Annotated in this window: 20 protein-coding genes; 11 read left to right on the top strand and 9 right to left on the bottom strand. The window is 57.9% G+C overall.

Going from position 1 to position 18,818, the window contains the following annotated elements; genetic code table 11:
• Nucleotides 1-98: 98 nt before the first annotated feature.
• From DIT72_RS03815 to DIT72_RS03805, 3 genes are all read right to left on the bottom strand, one after another.
• Nucleotides 99-533: a DUF503 domain-containing protein gene (locus DIT72_RS03815; RefSeq protein WP_228260722.1), complete on the bottom strand. Its 435-nt coding sequence runs from the start codon at nucleotides 531-533 to the stop codon at nucleotides 99-101.
• A 104-nt stretch (nucleotides 534-637) separates the two neighbouring features.
• Complete coding sequence (locus DIT72_RS03810; protein WP_135953853.1) at nucleotides 638-2,341, bottom strand: isovaleryl-CoA dehydrogenase; 1,704 nt, start codon at nucleotides 2,339-2,341, stop codon at nucleotides 638-640.
• A 2-nt stretch (nucleotides 2,342-2,343) separates the two neighbouring features.
• Nucleotides 2,344-2,976 carry a TetR/AcrR family transcriptional regulator gene (locus tag DIT72_RS03805; RefSeq protein WP_135953852.1) on the bottom strand — a complete coding sequence of 211 codons (633 nt, stop codon included), beginning with the start codon at nucleotides 2,974-2,976 and terminating at the stop codon, nucleotides 2,344-2,346.
• 269 nt (nucleotides 2,977-3,245) lie between these two features.
• Between DIT72_RS03805 and DIT72_RS03800 the strand changes: the two genes are divergently transcribed.
• From DIT72_RS03800 to DIT72_RS03780, 5 genes are all read left to right on the top strand, one after another.
• Nucleotides 3,246-3,467 carry a hypothetical protein gene (locus DIT72_RS03800; RefSeq protein ID WP_135953851.1) on the top strand — a complete coding sequence of 74 codons (222 nt, stop codon included), beginning with the start codon at nucleotides 3,246-3,248 and terminating at the stop codon, nucleotides 3,465-3,467.
• A 178-nt stretch (nucleotides 3,468-3,645) separates the two neighbouring features.
• Nucleotides 3,646-4,674 (top strand): lipase secretion chaperone, encoded by a 1,029-nt coding sequence (locus tag DIT72_RS03795; protein ID WP_228260721.1) that lies wholly within the window; start codon nucleotides 3,646-3,648, stop codon nucleotides 4,672-4,674.
• Nucleotides 4,675-4,795: 121 nt separating this feature from the next.
• Entirely contained in the window at nucleotides 4,796-5,812 is a 1,017-nt protein-coding gene (gene hemB / locus DIT72_RS03790; RefSeq protein WP_135953850.1) for a porphobilinogen synthase, read from the top strand.
• A 59-nt stretch (nucleotides 5,813-5,871) separates the two neighbouring features.
• Nucleotides 5,872-8,010, top strand: coding sequence for a polyphosphate kinase 1 (gene ppk1 / locus DIT72_RS03785; RefSeq protein WP_135953849.1), 2,139 nt, complete (start codon nucleotides 5,872-5,874; stop codon nucleotides 8,008-8,010).
• 67 nt (nucleotides 8,011-8,077) lie between these two features.
• Nucleotides 8,078-9,370 (top strand): DUF945 family protein, encoded by a 1,293-nt coding sequence (locus DIT72_RS03780; protein WP_228260720.1) that lies wholly within the window; start codon nucleotides 8,078-8,080, stop codon nucleotides 9,368-9,370.
• 42 nt (nucleotides 9,371-9,412) lie between these two features.
• Here the strand turns inward: DIT72_RS03780 and coaD are convergent, their stop codons facing one another.
• Complete coding sequence (gene coaD, locus DIT72_RS03775) at nucleotides 9,413-9,895, bottom strand: pantetheine-phosphate adenylyltransferase (protein ID WP_135953848.1); 483 nt, start codon at nucleotides 9,893-9,895, stop codon at nucleotides 9,413-9,415.
• A 99-nt stretch (nucleotides 9,896-9,994) separates the two neighbouring features.
• Entirely contained in the window at nucleotides 9,995-11,440 is a 1,446-nt protein-coding gene (locus tag DIT72_RS03770; RefSeq protein ID WP_135953847.1) for a coniferyl aldehyde dehydrogenase, read from the bottom strand.
• Between the two features lie 206 nt (nucleotides 11,441-11,646).
• Between DIT72_RS03770 and DIT72_RS03765 the strand changes: the two genes are divergently transcribed.
• Nucleotides 11,647-12,345 (top strand): TetR/AcrR family transcriptional regulator, encoded by a 699-nt coding sequence (locus DIT72_RS03765; RefSeq protein ID WP_135953846.1) that lies wholly within the window; start codon nucleotides 11,647-11,649, stop codon nucleotides 12,343-12,345.
• A 158-nt stretch (nucleotides 12,346-12,503) separates the two neighbouring features.
• Here DIT72_RS03765 and yihA read toward each other — a convergent pair whose 3' ends face one another.
• Entirely contained in the window at nucleotides 12,504-13,142 is a 639-nt protein-coding gene (gene yihA / locus DIT72_RS03760; protein WP_135953845.1) for a ribosome biogenesis GTP-binding protein YihA/YsxC, read from the bottom strand.
• Between the two features lie 173 nt (nucleotides 13,143-13,315).
• Between yihA and DIT72_RS03755 the strand changes: the two genes are divergently transcribed.
• The 3 genes from DIT72_RS03755 to DIT72_RS03745 all read left to right on the top strand — a co-directional run bounded on the left by DIT72_RS03755 (nucleotide 13,316) and on the right by DIT72_RS03745 (nucleotide 15,627).
• Nucleotides 13,316-13,924: a c-type cytochrome gene (locus tag DIT72_RS03755; RefSeq protein WP_135953844.1), complete on the top strand. Its 609-nt coding sequence runs from the start codon at nucleotides 13,316-13,318 to the stop codon at nucleotides 13,922-13,924.
• Between the two features lie 141 nt (nucleotides 13,925-14,065).
• Entirely contained in the window at nucleotides 14,066-14,704 is a 639-nt protein-coding gene (locus DIT72_RS03750) for a thiol:disulfide interchange protein DsbA/DsbL (protein WP_135953843.1), read from the top strand.
• 62 nt (nucleotides 14,705-14,766) lie between these two features.
• A complete protein-coding gene (locus DIT72_RS03745; RefSeq protein WP_135953842.1) occupies nucleotides 14,767-15,627 on the top strand; it encodes an endonuclease/exonuclease/phosphatase family protein in 861 nt (286 codons plus the stop codon).
• Between the two features lie 53 nt (nucleotides 15,628-15,680).
• On the opposite strand, the gene rpmG is transcribed toward DIT72_RS03745, so the two are convergent.
• From rpmG to radC, 3 genes are all read right to left on the bottom strand, one after another.
• The gene (gene rpmG, locus DIT72_RS03740) at nucleotides 15,681-15,836 is read right to left on the bottom strand and encodes a 50S ribosomal protein L33 (protein ID WP_135953841.1); all 156 of its coding nucleotides are present in this window, start codon (nucleotides 15,834-15,836) and stop codon (nucleotides 15,681-15,683) included.
• Nucleotides 15,837-15,847: 11 nt separating this feature from the next.
• Nucleotides 15,848-16,084: a 50S ribosomal protein L28 gene (rpmB, locus tag DIT72_RS03735; protein ID WP_007153740.1), complete on the bottom strand. Its 237-nt coding sequence runs from the start codon at nucleotides 16,082-16,084 to the stop codon at nucleotides 15,848-15,850.
• 202 nt (nucleotides 16,085-16,286) lie between these two features.
• On the bottom strand, nucleotides 16,287-16,961 hold the full coding sequence (gene radC / locus DIT72_RS03730; protein WP_135953840.1) for a RadC family protein: 675 nt from the start codon (nucleotides 16,959-16,961) through the stop codon (nucleotides 16,287-16,289).
• Between the two features lie 166 nt (nucleotides 16,962-17,127).
• Here radC and coaBC point away from each other — a divergent pair, with 166 nt between their 5' ends.
• Nucleotides 17,128-18,342: a bifunctional phosphopantothenoylcysteine decarboxylase/phosphopantothenate--cysteine ligase CoaBC gene (gene coaBC, locus DIT72_RS03725; protein WP_135953839.1), complete on the top strand. Its 1,215-nt coding sequence runs from the start codon at nucleotides 17,128-17,130 to the stop codon at nucleotides 18,340-18,342.
• A gap of 12 nt (nucleotides 18,343-18,354) precedes the next feature.
• Nucleotides 18,355-18,816 carry a dUTP diphosphatase gene (gene dut / locus DIT72_RS03720; protein WP_135953838.1) on the top strand — a complete coding sequence of 154 codons (462 nt, stop codon included), beginning with the start codon at nucleotides 18,355-18,357 and terminating at the stop codon, nucleotides 18,814-18,816.
• The last annotated feature ends 2 nt before the right edge of the window (nucleotides 18,817-18,818 follow it).

The following is an 18,818-nucleotide window of genomic DNA, read 5'->3' as shown; positions in this document are numbered from 1 at the left end:
CACCGGGCTTCGCCCTGGCGCTCTGTTCTCCCTGAGGAGGCGTAGTATACGGTGTCGTGAAACCATACGCTACAGCATGGTATCCGCCTCCAGAAGGGTCAAAGTATCTCCCGGTGTACGTCCAGTATGGCAGCGTCAATGCGTTCCTGTATGGCTTTTTCAACCTGGTCCAGGCGCTGGGATATCTGCTGCGAGGAATTGCCGAGGGTGGCGATGGTCCAGGTGGCGCAGTCGAGGGCCTCGTGATCGGCGGTTTCGGCGACGGCCAGGTCGGGTTCTTTGCCCCAGACCGCTTTCATGGCGGTGAAGGCTTTGCGTTTGGCTTTGAGGTCTTCGCACGCGTAGAGCTGGAAGTGCAGGGTTAGCACGCCTACGTGAGGTGTGATAACCGGTTGTTGGGGGTTGCCTTGGTCGAGGAGCTTTCTCAGTGCTTCGGACATGTCTGCTTCCGGCTTGGGTGTTGGAACCGGTGTGAAAGGGCTTTCCAAAACACGCTCCTTCGGCACGTCCATGTGGCGCTTGGGCTCCGCCATCCATGGGTCCGCACAGTTTTGGAAAGCCCTTCCACACCGGTTCGCGAACAATTCATGTGGAGTCCGCCAAGTCGCTCACCGTAATACTCTGGCGAACATCCAGCTTAGCCTACTACAGGCGTTGCCCGTTTGATAATGGCTGCCGGATCGGTGCCTGAGGGCAGGTTGCCGTAGTTCAGGCCGCCGTTGTGTTCCAGCCTTGAGGCGCAGAAGGCGTCGGCTACGGCCGGGTCGGAGTTTCTGAGCAGCAGCGATGCCTGCATCAGCAGGGCCAGCCGGTCCACCAGGTTACGGGCGCGGTATTCGAAGTCGCTGATATCGGCGAAGTCGTTCTGCAGCTGCGCCAGGAAGCGGTCGAAGCGGGCATCGCTACCGCGGGCCTCGGCGGCTTCGCTGAAGAAGGCATCGAGGGTGTCCGGTTCTTTATGCAGGGCGCGCAGGGTGTCCAGGCACTGGACGTTGCCGCTGCCTTCCCAGATGGCGTTGACCGGTGATTCCCGCAACAGGCGGGGCATGATGCAGTCTTCCATCACGCCACTGCCGCCGATGCACTCCATGGATTCGTAGGCGTGGTTCGGTACCCGTTTGCAGATCCAGTATTTGCCCACCGGGGTGGCCAGTCGGGCCAGCAGGCGCTCGTGTTCCAGGTGCTGGCTGTCCAGCGAGCGGGCGATGCGCATGGTGTAGGCCAGTGCGGCTTCGCTTTCCAGTGCCAGGTCGGCCAGCACGTTCTGCATCAGGGGCTGGTCGCTGAGGCGGTTGCCGAAGGCGCTGCGGTGGTGGCAGTGGTGGCTGGCCTGGGCAAATGCCTGGCGCATGCCGGCGGAGCTGCCGATCATGCAGTCGAAGCGGGTCATCGCGACCATTTCAATAATGGTGGGTACGCCGCGGCCTTCTTCGCCGACCATCCAGGCCAGGGCGCCGCGCAGTTCAGCCTCGCTGGAGGCGTTGGCAATGTTGCCCATCTTGTTTTTCAGGCGCTGGACCTGCCAGGGGTTTTTGCTGCCATCCGGACGCCAGCGTGGCATCAGGAAGCAGGACAGTCCGCTTTTGGTCTGGGCCAATACCAGGAAGGCGTCGCACATGGGGGCTGATACGAACCATTTGTGCCCGACAAGCTCATAGGCCTGGCCCGGACCTTCGGCGCCGATGGCGTAGGCGCGAGTGGTGTTGGCGCGGACGTCGCTGCCACCCTGTTTTTCGGTCATCGCCATGCCGATGGTGACGGATTGCTTTTCGCTGTCCGGCAGGTTGCGCGGGTCATAGCTGTTGGCGAGGATCTTGTCTTCCCAGATGGCTGCCAGTTCCGGTTGCTTGCGGATTGAGGGAATGGCAGCGAATGTCATGGTAATGGGGCAGCAGTGAGCTGCTTCTACCTGGGAATGCATGTAGTACCTGGCGGCCCTGGCAACGTGGGCGCCGGCTCCGGGATTGGTCCAGGGGCTGCTGTGCAGACCGTTTTCCATCGCGGTGGACATCAGCTGGTGATAGGCAGGATGGAAGTCCACCTGGTCAATCCGGTGACCGAAGCGGTCATGGGTGTTGAAAGTCGGCTTGTTCTCGTTGGCCCGGAATCCCAGTTCGATGGTTTCCGCAGCGCCGGCAAAGGCGCCGAATTGCCTGAGATCGCTGGTGGCTGCTGCCGCGCCCTCCCGCGCTACTGCCTCCTGCAGAGCCTGGTCCTGCTCAAACAGGTTGTAGTTCTCCAGGGCCGTGGGCTGGTTGAAGACCTCGTGGGTTGTGGCCAGGTAACGGTCGTCACCGGAGGGTTGTGTTCTGTCTTGTGGCACCGGCTGGTGGGCGTTCATATTTACCTCCTGGTGCCAGTCAACCCCTGCATGCAAAAGCAGATGATGGAGTCGACCAGCGGATCATGGTCGTTTTTATCTGCCTGGTCTGCACCTTCTGCCTGGGCCGGTGAAAGTGGGCCCACCAGGCTTTCAGCAATGGCACCGACAACGCAGGTACTGCTTTGCCTTGCATCCTGAACGGGGAGGCTATCTTCTTCGATACTTTCCCGTATCGCCTGCTCAAACAGTTCGGCGTAAGCCCGGCGAAACTTCAGGCGTTCTTCCTCTACTTTCGGGTCTACCGGTTCAGCGATCAGTGCCCAGGCCATTACCGGGCCTCTCAGAGCGCGTTCTGCAAACTGGCGCAGTGCCGTCTCCAGCCGGACCACAGGGTCACCTTCTGTAGCCAGCGCTTCCGCAACCCTGTTCACTTCCCGCTGTGTTGCAATCCTGAAAATTTCTGCGAACAGGTCTTCCTTGGACTCGAAGTGCCGGTAGATGGTTCCTGTGGCAACACCGGCGCAGGCTGCAATACGGGTAATCTGAGCGCTCCGGAAGCCGCCTTCGGCGACACATTCGTGAGTACACTCGATAATGCGCTTGCGGGCTTCCGCCTTGCGATTGCGCATTTTTTCAGTTTCCCGGTATGCCATGCGGTTTCCTTATAAGTAGTGAATCATTATTCATTCTTTGTGTCAATCAGCGAGGCTGAACAGCCTTGTTCATATTATTTTTAAAAACAGAGACATGGTAAATGTTACAAAAGTTTACAAAAAATGCATTGTCAGGAAATGGCGTTGCAACCGAAACCGGATTATAAAGACGCCAAGGCGGGATCCAAGGCCCACCCGCTGAGATTGAGCGGCCTGCCGGTACAGGCTTGGTGCGCTCATTGTTATGTTTTCGTTGATGGAGAAAATTCATGGGTGAATTCGACGAAAGCAATCTGGAGCAATCCGGTAGCTGGACACACGACAGCGACGATAACCATTCCATTGCCGGCCGTGCGCGTATTCGTGCCCAGCTTCAGCAGGATATGGAATCGTTTCTGAGCCAGGGCGGCAGAATTGAGGAAGTCGATACGGCATTCCGTTCTGATTCCTCCCGCAAGGTGGACGTTGGCTTCAACAATCGCTCGCTGTAGATCTGCCAGGCCGCAGTCCCGGGGCTGCGGCCGTTTTACCTCCGTCGTTTACGGTTGTTTTGACTCCCGTCTCATCGACGCCTTCCGCATTCCTCTATGCTGCTACCAACAGGATAGCCCGTTCTATCTTTCATGATCGTTATTCATGCCACATTTGACCACTGAACAGGCCTGATTGATGAGAGGATTCCCTGGTTTCGCCACAGTCGCACTGCTTGCTATGGCGGTGGTTTTTGCCGGCACGGTTATTTTCCACGGTGGCAATCCGGCAACGCCCCCGGGTGGCGAAGATGCCAGGGAGGTCCCTGTCGGGGGTGCGCCAGAGCAGGATCAGACTGAACGGGGAAAGGCCCCTTCGAGGTTGGTGGGAGACGCGGGAGTGGTAGTACCGGAAGAGTTACCGGCATCTCTGGCGGGAACCAGCCTGCCCGACGGCTGGGCCAGGACTGATAGTGGTGGGTCTCTTGTTGCCACACCGCAGTTACGGCAATTATTTGAATATTACCTTGCTGCCCTGGGTGAGGAGACGCTGGCGCAACTGGTTGCACGAATAGAGCAGGCGCTTGGGCGGCTGGCAGAGCCGGCGCGTTCTGAAGCCCTCGCCATACTGGGAGACTACCTGGATTACAAGCTGGCGCTGGGTGATCTGGAAGCGTCCCACGGCAATTCTGCAACTCTGGACGCCGATGAAATGCAGCGGAAAATGGCGGAAATCCGTGCCTTGCGACGCAACTGGATGGATGCGCAAACTGCAGATGCCTTTTTCGCTACCGACGAAGCCCTGGACCGCTTCCAGATCGAACAGCTGCGCATCAGGACCGCCTCCTCGTTGTCCGGTGAGGAGCGGAAGCAGGCGTTGGCGAGGGCCGAACAGGCATTGCCAGCACCGGTGCGTCAGGCTCGCCAGGATACCCGCAAGTTCGTCGACTACCAGCGCGCACGTGCAGAATTTGCCGATGATCCGGAATCGCTGCATGCGTGGCGGGAAGAGCGCTTTGGTGACGAAGCCGCCCGGCAACTGGAGCAGGTCGAAGCCGGACAGCGGGCCTGGGATAACAAATGGCAGGCTTACAGCAATGAACTGTCGGCGCTTGAAGAACTGGGGCTTGCCGGCCCTGAGCGTGAAGCCGCCATTGATTCGCTAAGGGATGACTACTTCGAGGGCACGGAAAAGCTGCGGGCCGAAGCTCTCGATTCCATCCGGTAACATTCTGTTCATGGGGGCAGGATAGCCTGGGCCAGTGGATCAGTTCTGGGCCCTGCCACCGCCGCTTGCGGGCGTGTATGATGGGGCAGCATTCTGCGCCATTTTCCACAGGAGGTGTTTCGTGAGCTCTTCGGCAAACCGTGTTTTCCCTGCTACCCGTTTGCGTCGCAACCGGGTTGCCGGTTTTTCCCGCCGGCTGGTGCGGGAGCATCAGCTCAGTGCCGATAATCTGATTTTTCCGGTGTTTGTACTGGAGGGTGAGGGCCAGCGGGAAACGGTGCCGTCGATGCCGGGTGTCGAGCGGTTGAGCATAGATTTGCTGGTAGAGCAGGCTGCGGAACTGGTTGACCTGGGCATTCCGGCGGTGGCGCTGTTTCCGGTGGTGCCGGCAGAATACAAGAACCTGTCGGGCTCGGGCGCGTGGGACGCCGAAGGTCTGGCCCAGCGCGCGGTGAGAGCTCTCAAGAAAGCCCAGCCCGAGTTGGGTGTCATCACCGATGTGGCGCTGGATCCGTTTACCACTCATGGGCAGGACGGGATCATCGATAACGACGGTTACGTACTTAACGATGTGACCGTGCAGGCGCTGGTGAACCAGGCTATCTCCCATGCAGATGCCGGTGCGGATATTGTAGCCCCGTCCGACATGATGGATGGTCGGGTTGCAGCCATCAGGGATGCCCTGGAGTCCGCCGGCCATGTGAATACACGGATTCTGGCCTATTCTGCAAAGTATGCATCCAGCTATTATGGCCCCTTCCGCGATGCGGTCGGCTCGGCGGGCAATCTGGGCAAGGGCAACAAGGCCACCTACCAGATGGACCCGGCCAACAGCAATGAAGCACTGCAGGAAGTTGCCATGGATATTGCCGAAGGCGCTGACATGGTGATGATCAAGCCGGGCATGCCCTATCTGGACATTGTCTACCGGGTGAAGCACGAGCTTAAGGTGCCAACCTTCGTCTATCAGGTCAGCGGTGAATATGCCATGCACATGGCCGCCGCTGAAAACGGCTGGCTCGATGGCGATGCAGTAATGATGGAAAGCCTGATGGCCATGCGTCGTGCCGGTGCCGACGCCATTCTTACCTATTTTGCCGTCAGGGCGGCGCGGCTGATACGCAGCGGCGATGCCTGACCGGCAACAGTCACAAGCAGGGGGCTGTACCAGCAACCTGATAATGGAAGCAGCTAGCAATGAGTACTGAATCTGCAAATAACCTGAAGGCTGTCGATAACCAGAATGTGCCGGCGCCGGTGGAATTGCCGACACCTGGCAATGACGTTGATGTGGCGGCCCAGGAAAACTACTTCAACCGCGAGCTCAGCCAGCTTCAGTTCAACTACCGGGTGCTCAAGCAGGCACTGGACACCACCCATCCATTGATTAACCGGCTGATGTTCTGCTGCATTTTCAGCAGCAACATGGACGAGTTTTTTGAGATCCGTGTTGCCGGCCTGCGCCAGCAGATCAAGTATGGGCGGGAAACGCTGGGCTCCGATGGCATGATGCCGGAGCAGGTCCTGGGCGAAATCAGCCGGGTCGCCCATGAGTACATCCGCGAACAGTACGACATTATCAATAATGTGCTGATTCCCGAGATGGAACAGGAAAATATTCACTTTGTCAGGCGCCGGGAGTGGACGGAGGCCCAGGCTGAGTGGGTGCGGCGCTACTTTGACGAGGAAATCCTGCCGGTGGTCAGCCCGATCGGTCTGGATCCCTCCCATCCCTTTCCGCGGCTGGTCAACAAGAGTCTGAATTTTATCGTCGAGCTCGACGGCAAGGATGCCTTTGGTCGTGAAACCGGTATGGCAATCGTGCCCGCACCGCGCTCATTGCCACGTCTGGTGAGGTTGCCGGACGATGTGTGTAATGGCGGTGATAACCTGGTGTTCCTGTCATCGATGATCCACGCCCATACTGATGAACTGTTCCCGGGTATGGAAGTGAAGGGCTGTTACCAGTTCCGCCTGACCCGCAACGCTGACCTCGAGCTTGAAGACGACCTTGAAGACCTGGCGTCGGCCCTTCGCGGCGAGCTGCTGAGCCGTCGCTTTGGTGACGGTGTGCGGCTGGAAGTGGCGGACAACTGCCCGGAAGAGCTGGTGCATTTTCTGCTGCGTGAGTTTGGTCTTACCGAGCGCGACCTTTACCAGGTGCACGGGCCGGTTAACCTCACCCGCCTGATGGCAGTGGGTGGACTGGTGGATCGACAGGACCTGACCTATTCCGGCTTTTCGCCCTCGATTCCGCGCCAGATCCGCAGCAAGGAATCCATGTTCGACGCCATCCGCAAGCGTCCGCTGCTGTTGCTGCATCCGTATGAAAACTTCAGTCCGGTGGTTGACCTGTTACGGCAGGCGGCCAAGGATCCCCAGGTGCTGGCCATTCGCCAGACTCTTTACCGCACCGGCGCTGATTCGGAAGTTGTTGAGGCGCTGATGGATGCGGCCCGTCGTGGCAAGGAAGTCACCGCCATTATCGAACTGCGGGCCCGCTTCAGCGAAGCGGAAAATCTCGAGTTGGCGAGCCGTCTGCAGGAGGCCGGGGTAATCGTGGTTTATGGTGTGGTGGGCTACAAGACCCACGCAAAGATGATCCTCATTGTGCGCCGCGAGGAAGGAAAACTGCGCCGGTATGTCCACCTCGGCACGGGCAATTATCACGCCGGCAACGCCCGTCTCTACACCGATTACAGCTATATGACCTGCGATGAATCCATCGGCGATGACGTCAACAAGCTGTTCCAGCAGCTGACAGGCATGGGCAAGGCGCTGAAGATCAAGAAACTGTTCCATTCACCCTTTACCCTGCACACCCGCCTGCTGGGACTGGTGGAGCGGGAAGCTGAACTGGGCCCCAAAGGACGCATTATTTTCAAGTTCAATGCCCTGACCGAACGAGAGCTGATCAAGGCGCTGTACCGTGCGTCGCAAGCCGGCGTGCAGATTGACCTGATCATCCGTGGCATCTGCTGCCTGCGGCCGGAAGTGCCGGGGCTTTCGGACAATATCCGGGTGCGCTCCATCATTGGACGTTTTCTGGAACACGCCCGGGTTTACTATTTTGGCAACAACGGCCGGCCGGAAGTATACGGTTCCAGCGCCGACGGCATGGAGCGAAACCTGCTGAGCCGCGTGGAGACGGCCTTCCCGATTGAAGATCCTGCGCTGATAGCGCGGGTCAGTGAAGACCTGGATACCTATCTGGCCGACAACTGTCAGTCCTGGGTCTTGCAGCCGGATGGCAGTTACATCCAGAATCAGCCGGCAGAGGGTGAGAGTCGTCTGGCATCGCAACTGGTATTGCTGGAACGCCTGACCGGGAAATAATGATAATCCGCACTCCCCTGCACCGTTGGTGCAGGGGAGTGCGGTCGCTTCGATGGAGAACAGGCAGTTGAAAAAACAATGGATGGTTGCCGGTGTCGCAGTGCTGGCGGTTGGAGTGGTGGCTCCCTGGGCCGTGGGTTATGTCACCGAGCAGCAGTGGCAGAGCGTCGCGACGGAGGTGAGCCAGTCCCAGCCGCTGTTCCGGCTGGAAACCGGAGACTATGACCGGGGTTATCTGGGGGCGGATTTCACCGGCACCATCACGGTCCGGAATCCCGAGACCGGCAATGAGCACGAGTTCGACTATCAGGCAAGGGTGAGCCATGGCGTCACCGGAAGCCTGATGGACTTTTCCCTGCCCAGCGAAGCGGGTACCAGGGTTGAAGAAATCTTCCCGGATGAAAAACCGAAACTGACTCTGGAAACCCGTCTGTGGGGCACGGCACTCATTGAGCTTTCGATACCGGCGGTCAGTGTGCTCAGAGAGGAGACTGGTGAGTCTTTCGATATGTCGGAAAGCTACACCCGGGCGGATATCAGTGGCAACGGGGCCCACGCTGATATCCTGATGCTCTGGCCGGGCGCGGTGATCCGGGCACCGGATTTGCGTATCAGTATCGAGGACTTCCGCCTCGAGCAGACACTGGAGCACCTGGCCGGTGAAGTCTGGTTGGGCGACGGGGATATGTCGCTTGCACGACTTGAGGTGGCGGCCCGCAACGAACCTGTCCTGCGCTTCGATCAGTTCGCCTTGAGGAGCGAGACAACCGCAGACGATGATGGTCAGAGCCTTGATTCGGAAACGCTTGTTACCCTGGAGAGTGTGACAGCGGACGACGAGAGTTTTGGTCCCCACCGCATGGCGTTCGTGTTCAATGGTCTGGAGGTGCAAAGCTGGAGTGAGCTGACATCGGCTCTGACCGATATGCAGACTGCCGCCCTTGACAGTGAGGGAGGCGACTCCCGTGCCGTGATGCAGCAGCAGATGGAATCCATGAACCGCATCAACCAGGCCATGCTGGGCCTAGCGGCTGACGGCTTTTCATTAGGCTTCCCGGAGATGTCCTTTGCCACGCCCTATGGGCCGGTCAATGGCGAGATCATGGTGGAGCACCCGCCTGTGCCGGACGAAGAGAAAGACCGGATGATGATGGTGATGCAACGGCTGACCGGCAACCTGGAAGTGAGCATGCCGTTGGCCCTGGTGGAGCAGCATCCGGAACTGGGTATGCAGGTGGCACCGTTGATCAAGCAGGGCGTGGTGGAGCGGGAAGGGGGCCGCCTGCGGATGAAGGGCACCCTTGAAGATCTTGCTCTCGACATTAATGGCAATCTGATTCCGTTACCACCGCTGTTCTGATCCTGCTGCAGACTGCCGTCGCCAGCAGTCTTGCCGGGCACTTCAGTGGCCGCCAAACTTCTCCTTGAGTGCCGCTTCCACGGCCGGATCGACAAATTCCGATACATCCCCGCCCAGAGAGGCGATTTCGCGGATCAGGGTGGAGGAGATGTACGACAGATGGTTGGCCGGTGTCAGGAACATGCTTTCCACTTCCGGTGCCAGGCGGCGGTTCATGTCGGCAAGCTGGAACTCGTACTCAAAGTCGGAGACGGCTCGCAAACCGCGAAGAATAACGGTGGCACCCTGTTCCCGCACGAAGTCTGCCAGCAGGTTGCTGAAACCGGTGACGCTCACGTTAGGCAGGTGTGAGGTAGCCTGGGCGACCAGTTCGCAGCGCTCTTCCAGGGTCAGAAGCGGGGACTTCTTGGGGTTGTAAGCGATGGCGACGACGACTTCATCGAAGAGGCGACCGGCGCGTTCGATGAGGTCGGTGTGGCCGTTGGTGATCGGGTCAAATGTACCCGGGTAGATGACTTTTGGCATTCGGAGCTCCTTTTCACCGGAATCCGACAGGATAGCAGCCTTCCCGCCCGGGATGAACTCGGGCTTTGAGCCGGGCTCGTGCTATTTCATGCGGCCAGGTCACCGAATAAACAGTTTATAGACCATCTTGTGTGCCGCAGTACCGTGAGGCGCGTACACGAACTTGCCACTGTTGAATTTCTGCTTGCTGAAAATCGCCCGATGGTGAGAGAAGGTCAGGAACCCTTCCTTGCCATGATAATGGCCCATACCGGAGTCACCCACGCCGCCAAACGGCAGATCATCCTGGGCAACATGCATCAGTGCATCATTGATGCACATACCGCCCGAGTGGGTATTGTCGACCACATGCTCCTGTATTGACTTGTCATAGCCAAAGAAATACAGCGCCAGCGGACGCGGGCGGTCATTGATGTAATGAATGGCCTCATCCAGCCTGCCATAACTGACCACCGGCAGAATCGGCCCGAAAATCTCGTCCTGCATGATTTTCATATCCGGCGTTGTGTTCAGTGCCAGTGTAATCGGCATCTTGCGGGTGCCATCCTTCATATCCTCCTGCGCCGGGTTGATCTCGATCAGCTCAGCGCCCTTGCTGCGGGCATCTTCGAGGTAACCCTGCAAACGGTTGTACTGGCGCTCATTGATGATGGCCGTGTAATCGTCATTATCCCGCAGGCTCGGGTACATCTTCGCAAACTGATTGCGGTACTCATCCACGAACGCCTGCACCCGGTCAGCCGGGCACAGCACGTAGTCCGGTGCCACACAGGTCTGGCCGGCATTCAGCGCCTTGCCGAAGGCAATACGCTGGGCCGCATCCTCCATGGGGACATCCGGCGACACAATGGCCGGCGACTTGCCGCCGAGCTCCAGGGTTACCGGTGTCAGGTTTTCGGCCGCTGCCCGCATTACCAGCTTGCCCACAGACGTGGAACCGGTGAACAGCAGGTGGTCGAAGGGCCGGCTGGAAAAGTCCGCTGCAACATCGGCCTCACCATTAATCACACTGACCAGATCTTCCGGGAACGCAGACTCGACAATCTCCCGGAAAAGGGCAGAAGTATGGGGCGTATATTCGGACATTTTGATCATGGTACGGTTGCCCGCCGCGAGCGATGCCACCAATGGTCCAACGGCCAGGTACAGCGGATAGTTCCAGGGCACGATTACTCCCACCACACCCTTGGGCTGATAGTGAACGCGATTACTGGCCGGCTGGAACAACAGGGACACATGCCGTTTGGACGGCTTCATCCAGCCCTCGAGGTTTTTCAGGGCGTAATTGATGCCCTGAATGGAGGGCATGATCTCGGCAATCAGGGACTCATCCCTGGAACGACAGCTGAAGTCCCGGTCGATGGCGTCCAGCAGCTTGTCCTGGTTGGTCATCAGCACACGTTTGAGCCGTTTCAGATTCTCCCGGCGCTCGGTCAGCGACGGCATCGGGTTATTACGGAATGCCTTCTTCTGATCGTCAAACACCCGGTGAGTATGCTGGATCTGCTTCTTGCTTTCAGTCAGCTGGACAACGGTGGCAACCATATTGCTCTCTCCTCGAGACGACGGGCTCGCAGCCGGGCCGCCCTGTTCTTTGTCAGCGGCCCTGCTGGTCGGGCCGGGAATCATCGCATTGGCGGAAAAGTATTCAGTTTGCGCCCGGAGTTATTATTAGAGTATATACTCTAGTGAGTCAAGGCAGCCGGATGACGGACGGGCCGGTCTACATACAACAAAGCATCGCAGAGCCTATGAAAACCCGAGACAGGATTCTTCTTTCAAGTCTGGAGCTGTTTAACGAAAGGGGCGAGCGCAATATCACCACCAATCATATTGCTGCGCACCTGGCAATTTCCCCGGGCAATCTTTATTACCACTTCCGTAACAAGTCCGACATCATCTACGAGATTTTTCTCGAGTATGAAAAGCTGGTGGACTTTTACCTGGATATCCCGGAAGACCGGCCTATTTCCCTGGAAGACCTGGCGTTTTATCTTGAGTCAGTGTTTGATGGGCTCTGGAGTTACCGCTTCTTTCACCGGGATCTCGAGTATCTGCTCGACAGCGACCGCCGCCTGCGTCAGGACTATCGCGAATTTACCAATCGCTGCCTGGAAGCGATCAGCAGGATTTTCGAGAAGCTGGCAGAAGCGGGCATCATCCGGCCCCAGCCGGAGGAGTTGCGTTCCGCAATGTCCCTGAATGTGTGGCTGGTCATCACCAACTGGATGGCCTTCCTGAAAACCGCACATGCACTGGAAGAGTCCACAAGCCTGACGCTGACAGAACTGAAGCAGGGGATCTATCAGGTGCTGACCCTTGAGATTCCCTATCTCACGGAGAATTACCGCGAGCAGGTCATGGCATTGCGGGAAAATTACCGGCCCCGGCTGGCGGAATCTGATGAGACACCTGGATCAGCAGGCGATAAGACGATCTGGAATCGTTGAGGAACTTTTGACCAGTTGCTCTGTCACTAATTACGACATCGGGAATTCGGACATTCACGGTGTCGCCTGAGTTAGTTCTCAGGTTTTAGCACGTCGCAAACCCTGACGTTTCACCGGCCTGTCCTGCAGGCCGGTTTTTTTTTGGCAAAACACAGTGATTACAGTGCTTCAGGCGTGTTTTCTTCCAGCCACCGGGTAAGTGCATCCCGGGACTCGTCCACACCTCGCTTCGAGGTGGCGGAAAACATGATCAGGTGATGCAGGCACTCAACCCCTTCCAGCTTCCTTGCAATGTCAAGCATTGCCGTTTTGGCCTGACCGAACTTCAGTTTGTCTGCCTTGGTGGCAAGAATCATCAGTGGAAGCTTGTTATGTTCACACCATTCCACCATCATCTGGTCGAAATCCGTCAGCGGGTGCCGGATGTCCATGACCAGAACCAGTCCCCGCAAACACTGGCGGTCGTTCAGGTAGTGACCGAGGTGTTTCTGCCAGTCGTCTTTCATGTCCCGGGAGACCTTGGCGTAGCCATAGCCGGGCAGGTCAACCAACCGGCAATTTTCCCGGTTCAGGGAGAAGAAGTTGATCAGGCGGGTGCGTCCGGGAGTTTTACTGGTACGGGCCAGTTTGCCATTGGTGGTGATACAATTGATGGCACTGGACTTGCCTGCATTCGAGCGGCCGGCGAAGGCAACTTCGGCGCCATGGTCGGGAGGACATTCCTCCAGGCGCGAGGCACTGGTCAGAAACCGGGCACTGTTGAACGAGATGCTTTTTTGAGTCAGGTCAGGTGACACGGGTTTTGGTATTCCTATTGGATTTCAGTTATCAGGGATTAATGTATAATGCTACACCAAATCCGGGCAGCTCGCTGAGCGTTGCTGCTTACCAGCCACGGTTTGTGCCTTTTGGCCCGTGCCTGCCGGCTGCATAACGAAGAATACCTTTGGATGAGAGAAGCGGAGCGAGCATGAAAAAACTGATCGCAGGAGTTGTTCTCGGTGTTGGCCTCATAGCGATGGCTCACGGGGCAGGGGATCCTGAAGCAGGCGAAGCAAATGCAGCGGTTTGTGCAGGTTGTCACGGTGAAGGCGGAGCAAAGCCGGTGATGGCTGTTTATCCCAAGCTTTCCGGTATTGGTGAAAAATACCTCTATCAGCAGCTGGTGCTTATCAAGGATAAGGATCGTGAGATTGCAGAAATGACAGGCCTGCTGGATGACATGTCAGACCAGGATCTGCAGGATCTTGCAGCGTACTTCAACGAACAGGACATTACGGTTGCACAGGCTGACCCGGATCTGGTGGATGAGGGCGAAGCACTCTATAGAGGCGGTAACATGGCCTCAGGTGTTCCCTCTTGTGCGGGCTGTCACCATCCCCGCGGCATCGGTAACGAGCCGGCGGGCTATCCCAGGCTCAGCGGCCAGACCGCCGAGTATGTGGAGAAGCAGCTCAAGGCCTATCGTGACGGCGAGCGTGCGGCCGGTCAGAACGCGTCCATCATGATGGATGTGGCCGCCAAACTGACAGACGCCGAGATCAAAGCTGTCTCCAGTTACGTGTCGGGCCTGAACTGACCCGGTCCTGTCTCGTAAAAACCTCGCTCTGGCGGGGTTTTTTGTTGGTTGCAGCTCTTTAATCCCTCCCCGGTGGAACTTTCCCGGGCTGGTGGGTCATAATCCCCCCAGGTCGTCCAACTTGATAACCGGAGATAATGAATGATCGGAATAGTCCGGAACGCCGCATTGTCCATTCTGGCCATGTCTTTCATGGTTCAGGCCAGCGCCGCCACATGGGAAGAGGGGAAACACTATCAGCGACTGGATAACCCGGTCAGAACCGCCAGTGACAGCGGTGTCGAAGTGGCCGAAGTATTCTGGTACGGATGCCCGCACTGCTATACCTTCAAGCCCCTGATTGAGAGCTGGGTGGAAAACAGCCCGGAATACGTTAACTACGTAAACATACCCGCGGCCCTGGGTAGCTCGTGGGAGCCCCATGCCAAGGCATTTTATGCCCTGCAGACCATGGGTGAGCTGGACAAGGTGCACGACGCCCTGTTCGAGGCGCTGGCAGGTGAGCGCCGGCCACTGAACTCAGGTGAAGCGCTGGCGGACTTCGTCGCAAATCACGGCGTCGACGGCGAAGAGTTTCTGAAGAATTACAACAGCTTTGGCGTGAATGCCAAAATGCAGCAGGCCCAGGCCAAAATACGCGGCGCGCGTGTGACCGGTACTCCGACTATGCTTGTTAATGGTAAGTATCGGGTCACCGCCTCAATGGCCGGTGGCCATGAAGCGGTACTGGAAGTTGTTGATTACCTGGTCGAGAAGGAGCATGCCGACCAGGACAATTAATTGAACGGGCCCGGTGAATATCTTTTGGCCGGGTCGTGCCCTGTGTCAGAGCTGCCATCACAATGTATAACAGTATTCGCAAGCAGCTGAATGGTATTATGAAATCAGCGAACGCCCCGCGAGGGGCCTGTTCTGGTGATACCCATGTCCCGGAATTCGAGCCCCATCGCCACATCCGGCTGCTGACCTTTAATATCCAGGTCGGTATCAATACTTCCTCCTACCGCCACTACGTGACTCGCAGCTGGCAGCACTTTCTCCCTCATCGCAAGCGAAGTCAGAATCTGGACCGCATTGCCACCCTGCTCCGTAATTACGATGTGATCGCGCTTCAGGAGTGTGACGGGGGCAGTCTGCGCAGTGGTTATATCAACCAGGTACAGTACCTGGCCGAAGCATCGGGCATCCCCTATTGGCATCAGCAGCTCAATCGGAATCTGGGGCAGTTTGCCCAGCACAGCAATGGCCTGCTTAGCCGGTACCGGCCGCTGGATGTGACGGAGCACCGGTTGCCGGGACTGATTCCGGGGCGGGGTGCCATCGTTGCGCGTTACGGAGTGGAGGAGGACCCTCTGGTGCTGGTGATGATGCATCTGTCACTGAGCAAGGCCGCCCAGCAGCGTCAACTGGCCTACATTCAGGACTTGATTGCCGAGTATCAGCATGTGGTCCTGATGGGTGACCTCAATAATCACGCGGAAGAACTGCTCACCAACACGCCGCTGAAGCATTCCAACCTGGTGCCGTTGCCGGATACTGCGCACAGCTTCCCCAGTTGGCGCCCCGAGCGGGCACTGGATCATATTCTGGTGAGCCCGAGCCTGGAAATACGGCGTGCGGAGGTTGTCAGCTACCCGGTGTCGGACCACCTGCCAATTGCCATGGACATCCGATTGCCCCAGGGTTATCTGGAAACCTTCTAGTGGAAGGCACAAAAAAACCCGGCCGTGGCCGGGTTTCTGCGGTCGCCATGATCTTATTTGATCTTGGATTCCTTGTACGCAACGTGCTTGCGGACAACCGGATCGTATTTTTTGATCTCGATTTTTTCCGGCGTGTTACGCTTGTTCTTTTTGGTCGTGTAGAAGTGACCAGTACCTGCTGATGAAACCAGCTTGATTTTTTCGCGCATGATGCGGCTCCTTAGAATTTCTCGCCGCGGGCACGAAGATCGGCCAGCACAGCGTCAATGCCTTTTTTATCGATAACACGCATACCCTTGGTGGATACGCGCAGCCTTACGAAGCGCTTCTCTGATTCAACCCAGAAGCGATGGTTCTGCAGGTTGGGAAGAAAACGACGACGTGAATGGTTCATCGCGTGAGAAACGTTGTTACCGGTGACCGGCCGCTTACCGGTAACCTGACAGACTCTGGACATACTTGCCTCCGACCTGAGCTTTGGTCCTGAAAATGCGTATTTAATTCGTTTAATTGCGTCTCTGGTCGCTACCTGCGCCTTGAAATTGCACGCTGCCCGCCAGACGCCGCCAGTAAAGGGACGCTTTTATACCAGAACTGCCGCCCCAACGCAAAAAATTGTTGGGAATTTGGCCAGTTTTCCCGGTGAAACAGGGTCCGGTTTACATCAGTCCCCGTTCAGCGAGAGATATTACCTCACCATGGCCGACAACCATATGGTCAAGAACCCTGATATCCACCAAACCCAGTGCTTCCTTCAGCCTTCTGGTGAGGGAGATGTCGGCCTGGCTCGGTTCTGCTACGCCGGAGGGGTGATTGTGGGCAAATATGACCGCTGCCGCGTTGAACTCCAGCGCTTGCCTGACTACCTCCCTGGGATAGACAGCGGCGCCGTCAATGGTGCCCCGGAAAAGTTCCCGGTACTGGATCACCCGGTGACGGTTGTCGAGGAAAAGGCCCGAGAAAACTTCATGGGGGTAGGTGCCGAGCCGGCTGCACAGAAAACGGCGGGTGTCTTCCGGCGAGCGCAGCGGGTCGCCCTGGCGCAGGGGTTCATCCATTACCCGGCGTGCCATTTCCATCGCCGCCTGCACCTGGGTGTATTTTGCCGCTCCCAGGCCTTTTACGCTGCAGAACTGCCGCCTTGAGGCGGTCATCAGGCCGCGCAGCCCACCAAAGCTCTCCGTCAGATGACGGGCCAGCGCCATAACAGGCATGCCGGGAGTACCGGTGCGCAGAAAAATGGCCAGTAGTTCAGCGTCGGACAGACTTCCGGCACCATGGGCCAACAATCGTTCCCGTGGTCGTTCGTCGCTTGGCCAGTCGGCATTGGGCATGAGATGAGTCCTTTCCGTTGTTGTTTGCGCTTCCTGCGCTTATGCCATCGATAGTAGAGGCAGTCGGTATGTGAGCGCGCAATTCTACCACGCGTGACGGGCTGCCGGCAGCGCTCTGGCATGCTATCTTATAAGCCTTTCATTTTGTGATGGATACGGAGCCGTTATGGCCGCTAAACGAATCCTGTTGGGCGTGACCGGTGGCATTGCCGCCTATAAGAGTGCGGAGCTGGTCCGATTACTGAAAAAATCCGGCCACGAGGTCCGGGTGGTGATGACCCGGGGGGCGGAAGCCTTTGTAACACCCCTGACTTTCCAGGCACTCAGCGGCGAGCCGGTCAGAACCTCACTGCTGGATCCGGAAGCGGAGTCGGGGATGGGCCATATCGAACTCGCCAAATGGGCGGGTCAGATTGTGATTGCGCCGGCCTCAGCCGATTTTATTGCCCGTCTGGCCCAGGGTATGGCAGACGATTTGCTGACCACCCTCTGTTGCGCCACAGAGGCACCGATCGCGGTAGCTCCGGCGATGAACCAGGCTATGTGGAGTAACGGCCGCACCCAGCGCAATATTGCACTGCTGGAGTCAGACCCGCAGGTCACTCTCTGGGGGCCCGATCAGGGCGCACAGGCCTGTGGTGATACCGGCCCGGGCAGAATGCTGGAGCCTGCTGCGCTGCATGACCTGATTGCCGGCACAGCGCCGGGCTCGCTCACCGGCAAGCGTGTGGTTATTACAGCCGGGCCCACCCGGGAACCCATCGATCCGGTACGTTATATAAGCAATCACAGCTCCGGGAAAATGGGTTATGCCCTTGCTGCGGCCGCCCGCGCAGCCGGTGCCGAGGTGGTTCTGGTCAGCGGCCCCGTGTCCATTGCCGTGCCGGCCGGCGTTGAAATCCGCGCGGTGATGACCGCTGAGGAAATGCTGGAACAGGCGGACAGGGCGGTCGACGAAGGCTGTGACCTGTTTATTGCCACAGCAGCAGTGGCGGACTATCGTCCCGATACCTGTGCCACCGACAAGATCAAGAAGTCGAACGAAAGTATGAGCCTGTCTCTGGTGCGTAACCCTGATACCCTCGCTACCATAGCAGCCCGGGATGACGCCCCATTCACCGTTGGCTTTGCCGCAGAAACTCGCGATATTGAGCACTACGCCCTCGACAAACTGACACGGAAAAAGCTCAATATGATCGTTGCCAACGACGTCTCGGCGCCGGGACTGGGGTTCAATAGTGACAATAACTCCGTCATCGTGTTCTGGCCCCAGGGGCGTGAGGCTATTGGTCCGGGCCCGAAGGCGGTGCTTGCGCAACGGCTGATTGCCCTGATTGCAGACCAAATCACTGAAAAGGCTGGCCCGGCCGGCGCGATCTGACAAGGAAACCCGATGACCCGCAAAACATTTCAGGTGCGCATTCTGGATGACCGGATTGGCGATACGGTGCCTTTCCCCCATTATGCAACCGAAGGCTCCGCCGGCCTGGACCTGCGTGCCTGTCTTGATGCCCCTCTCAGCCTGAAGCCGGGCCAGACTGAACTGATAAAAACCGGCCTTTCAATACACATCGCCGATCCGTCGCTGGCAGCAATGATTCTGCCCCGCAGCGGGTTGGGCCACAAGCACGGCATTGTCCTGGGCAACCTGGTGGGCCTGATTGACTCCGATTATCAGGGCGAGCTGATGGTGTCCTGCTGGAATCGTGGCCAAACCGAATTCACCCTTGAGGTGGGCGAACGCATTGCCCAACTGGTTCTGGTACCGGTGGTGCAGGCGGACTTTGAGGTGGTGTCCTGTTTCGATGCAAGTCAGCGCGGGGACGGTGGGTTCGGCTCCACGGGTAGCCACTGAGG

The sequence above is a fragment of the Marinobacter orientalis genome (assembly GCF_004792665.1).
Lineage (GTDB): Bacteria > Pseudomonadota > Gammaproteobacteria > Pseudomonadales > Oleiphilaceae > Marinobacter > Marinobacter orientalis.
Note: the sequence above shows the minus strand (reverse complement) of the source record. Positions and strands in the feature narration are given on the sequence as shown.

Excerpts from the sequence above, each read along its gene's own strand:
- DIT72_RS03755 (WP_135953844.1), top strand. The coding sequence starts at position 13,316 with ATGAAAAAACTGATCGCAGGAGTTGTTCTCGGTGTTGGCCTCATAGCG.
- DIT72_RS03770 (WP_135953847.1), bottom strand. The coding sequence starts at position 11,440 with ATGGTTGCCACCGTTGTCCAGCTGACTGAAAGCAAGAAGCAGATCCAG.
- coaBC (WP_135953839.1), top strand. The coding sequence starts at position 17,128 with ATGGCCGCTAAACGAATCCTGTTGGGCGTGACCGGTGGCATTGCCGCC.
- DIT72_RS03810 (WP_135953853.1), bottom strand. The coding sequence starts at position 2,341 with ATGAACGCCCACCAGCCGGTGCCACAAGACAGAACACAACCCTCCGGT.
- DIT72_RS03765 (WP_135953846.1), top strand. The coding sequence starts at position 11,647 with ATGAAAACCCGAGACAGGATTCTTCTTTCAAGTCTGGAGCTGTTTAAC.
- DIT72_RS03750 (WP_135953843.1), top strand. The coding sequence starts at position 14,066 with ATGATCGGAATAGTCCGGAACGCCGCATTGTCCATTCTGGCCATGTCT.
- radC (WP_135953840.1), bottom strand. The coding sequence starts at position 16,961 with ATGCCCAATGCCGACTGGCCAAGCGACGAACGACCACGGGAACGATTG.
- DIT72_RS03815 (WP_228260722.1), bottom strand. The coding sequence starts at position 533 with ATGGCGGAGCCCAAGCGCCACATGGACGTGCCGAAGGAGCGTGTTTTG.
- dut (WP_135953838.1), top strand. The coding sequence starts at position 18,355 with ATGACCCGCAAAACATTTCAGGTGCGCATTCTGGATGACCGGATTGGC.
- DIT72_RS03795 (WP_228260721.1), top strand. The coding sequence starts at position 3,646 with ATGAGAGGATTCCCTGGTTTCGCCACAGTCGCACTGCTTGCTATGGCG.
- ppk1 (WP_135953849.1), top strand. The coding sequence starts at position 5,872 with ATGAGTACTGAATCTGCAAATAACCTGAAGGCTGTCGATAACCAGAAT.
- rpmG (WP_135953841.1), bottom strand. The coding sequence starts at position 15,836 with ATGCGCGAAAAAATCAAGCTGGTTTCATCAGCAGGTACTGGTCACTTC.
- DIT72_RS03805 (WP_135953852.1), bottom strand. The coding sequence starts at position 2,976 with ATGGCATACCGGGAAACTGAAAAAATGCGCAATCGCAAGGCGGAAGCC.
- DIT72_RS03800 (WP_135953851.1), top strand. The coding sequence starts at position 3,246 with ATGGGTGAATTCGACGAAAGCAATCTGGAGCAATCCGGTAGCTGGACA.
- coaD (WP_135953848.1), bottom strand. The coding sequence starts at position 9,895 with ATGCCAAAAGTCATCTACCCGGGTACATTTGACCCGATCACCAACGGC.
- rpmB (WP_007153740.1), bottom strand. The coding sequence starts at position 16,084 with ATGTCCAGAGTCTGTCAGGTTACCGGTAAGCGGCCGGTCACCGGTAAC.
- DIT72_RS03745 (WP_135953842.1), top strand. The coding sequence starts at position 14,767 with ATGTATAACAGTATTCGCAAGCAGCTGAATGGTATTATGAAATCAGCG.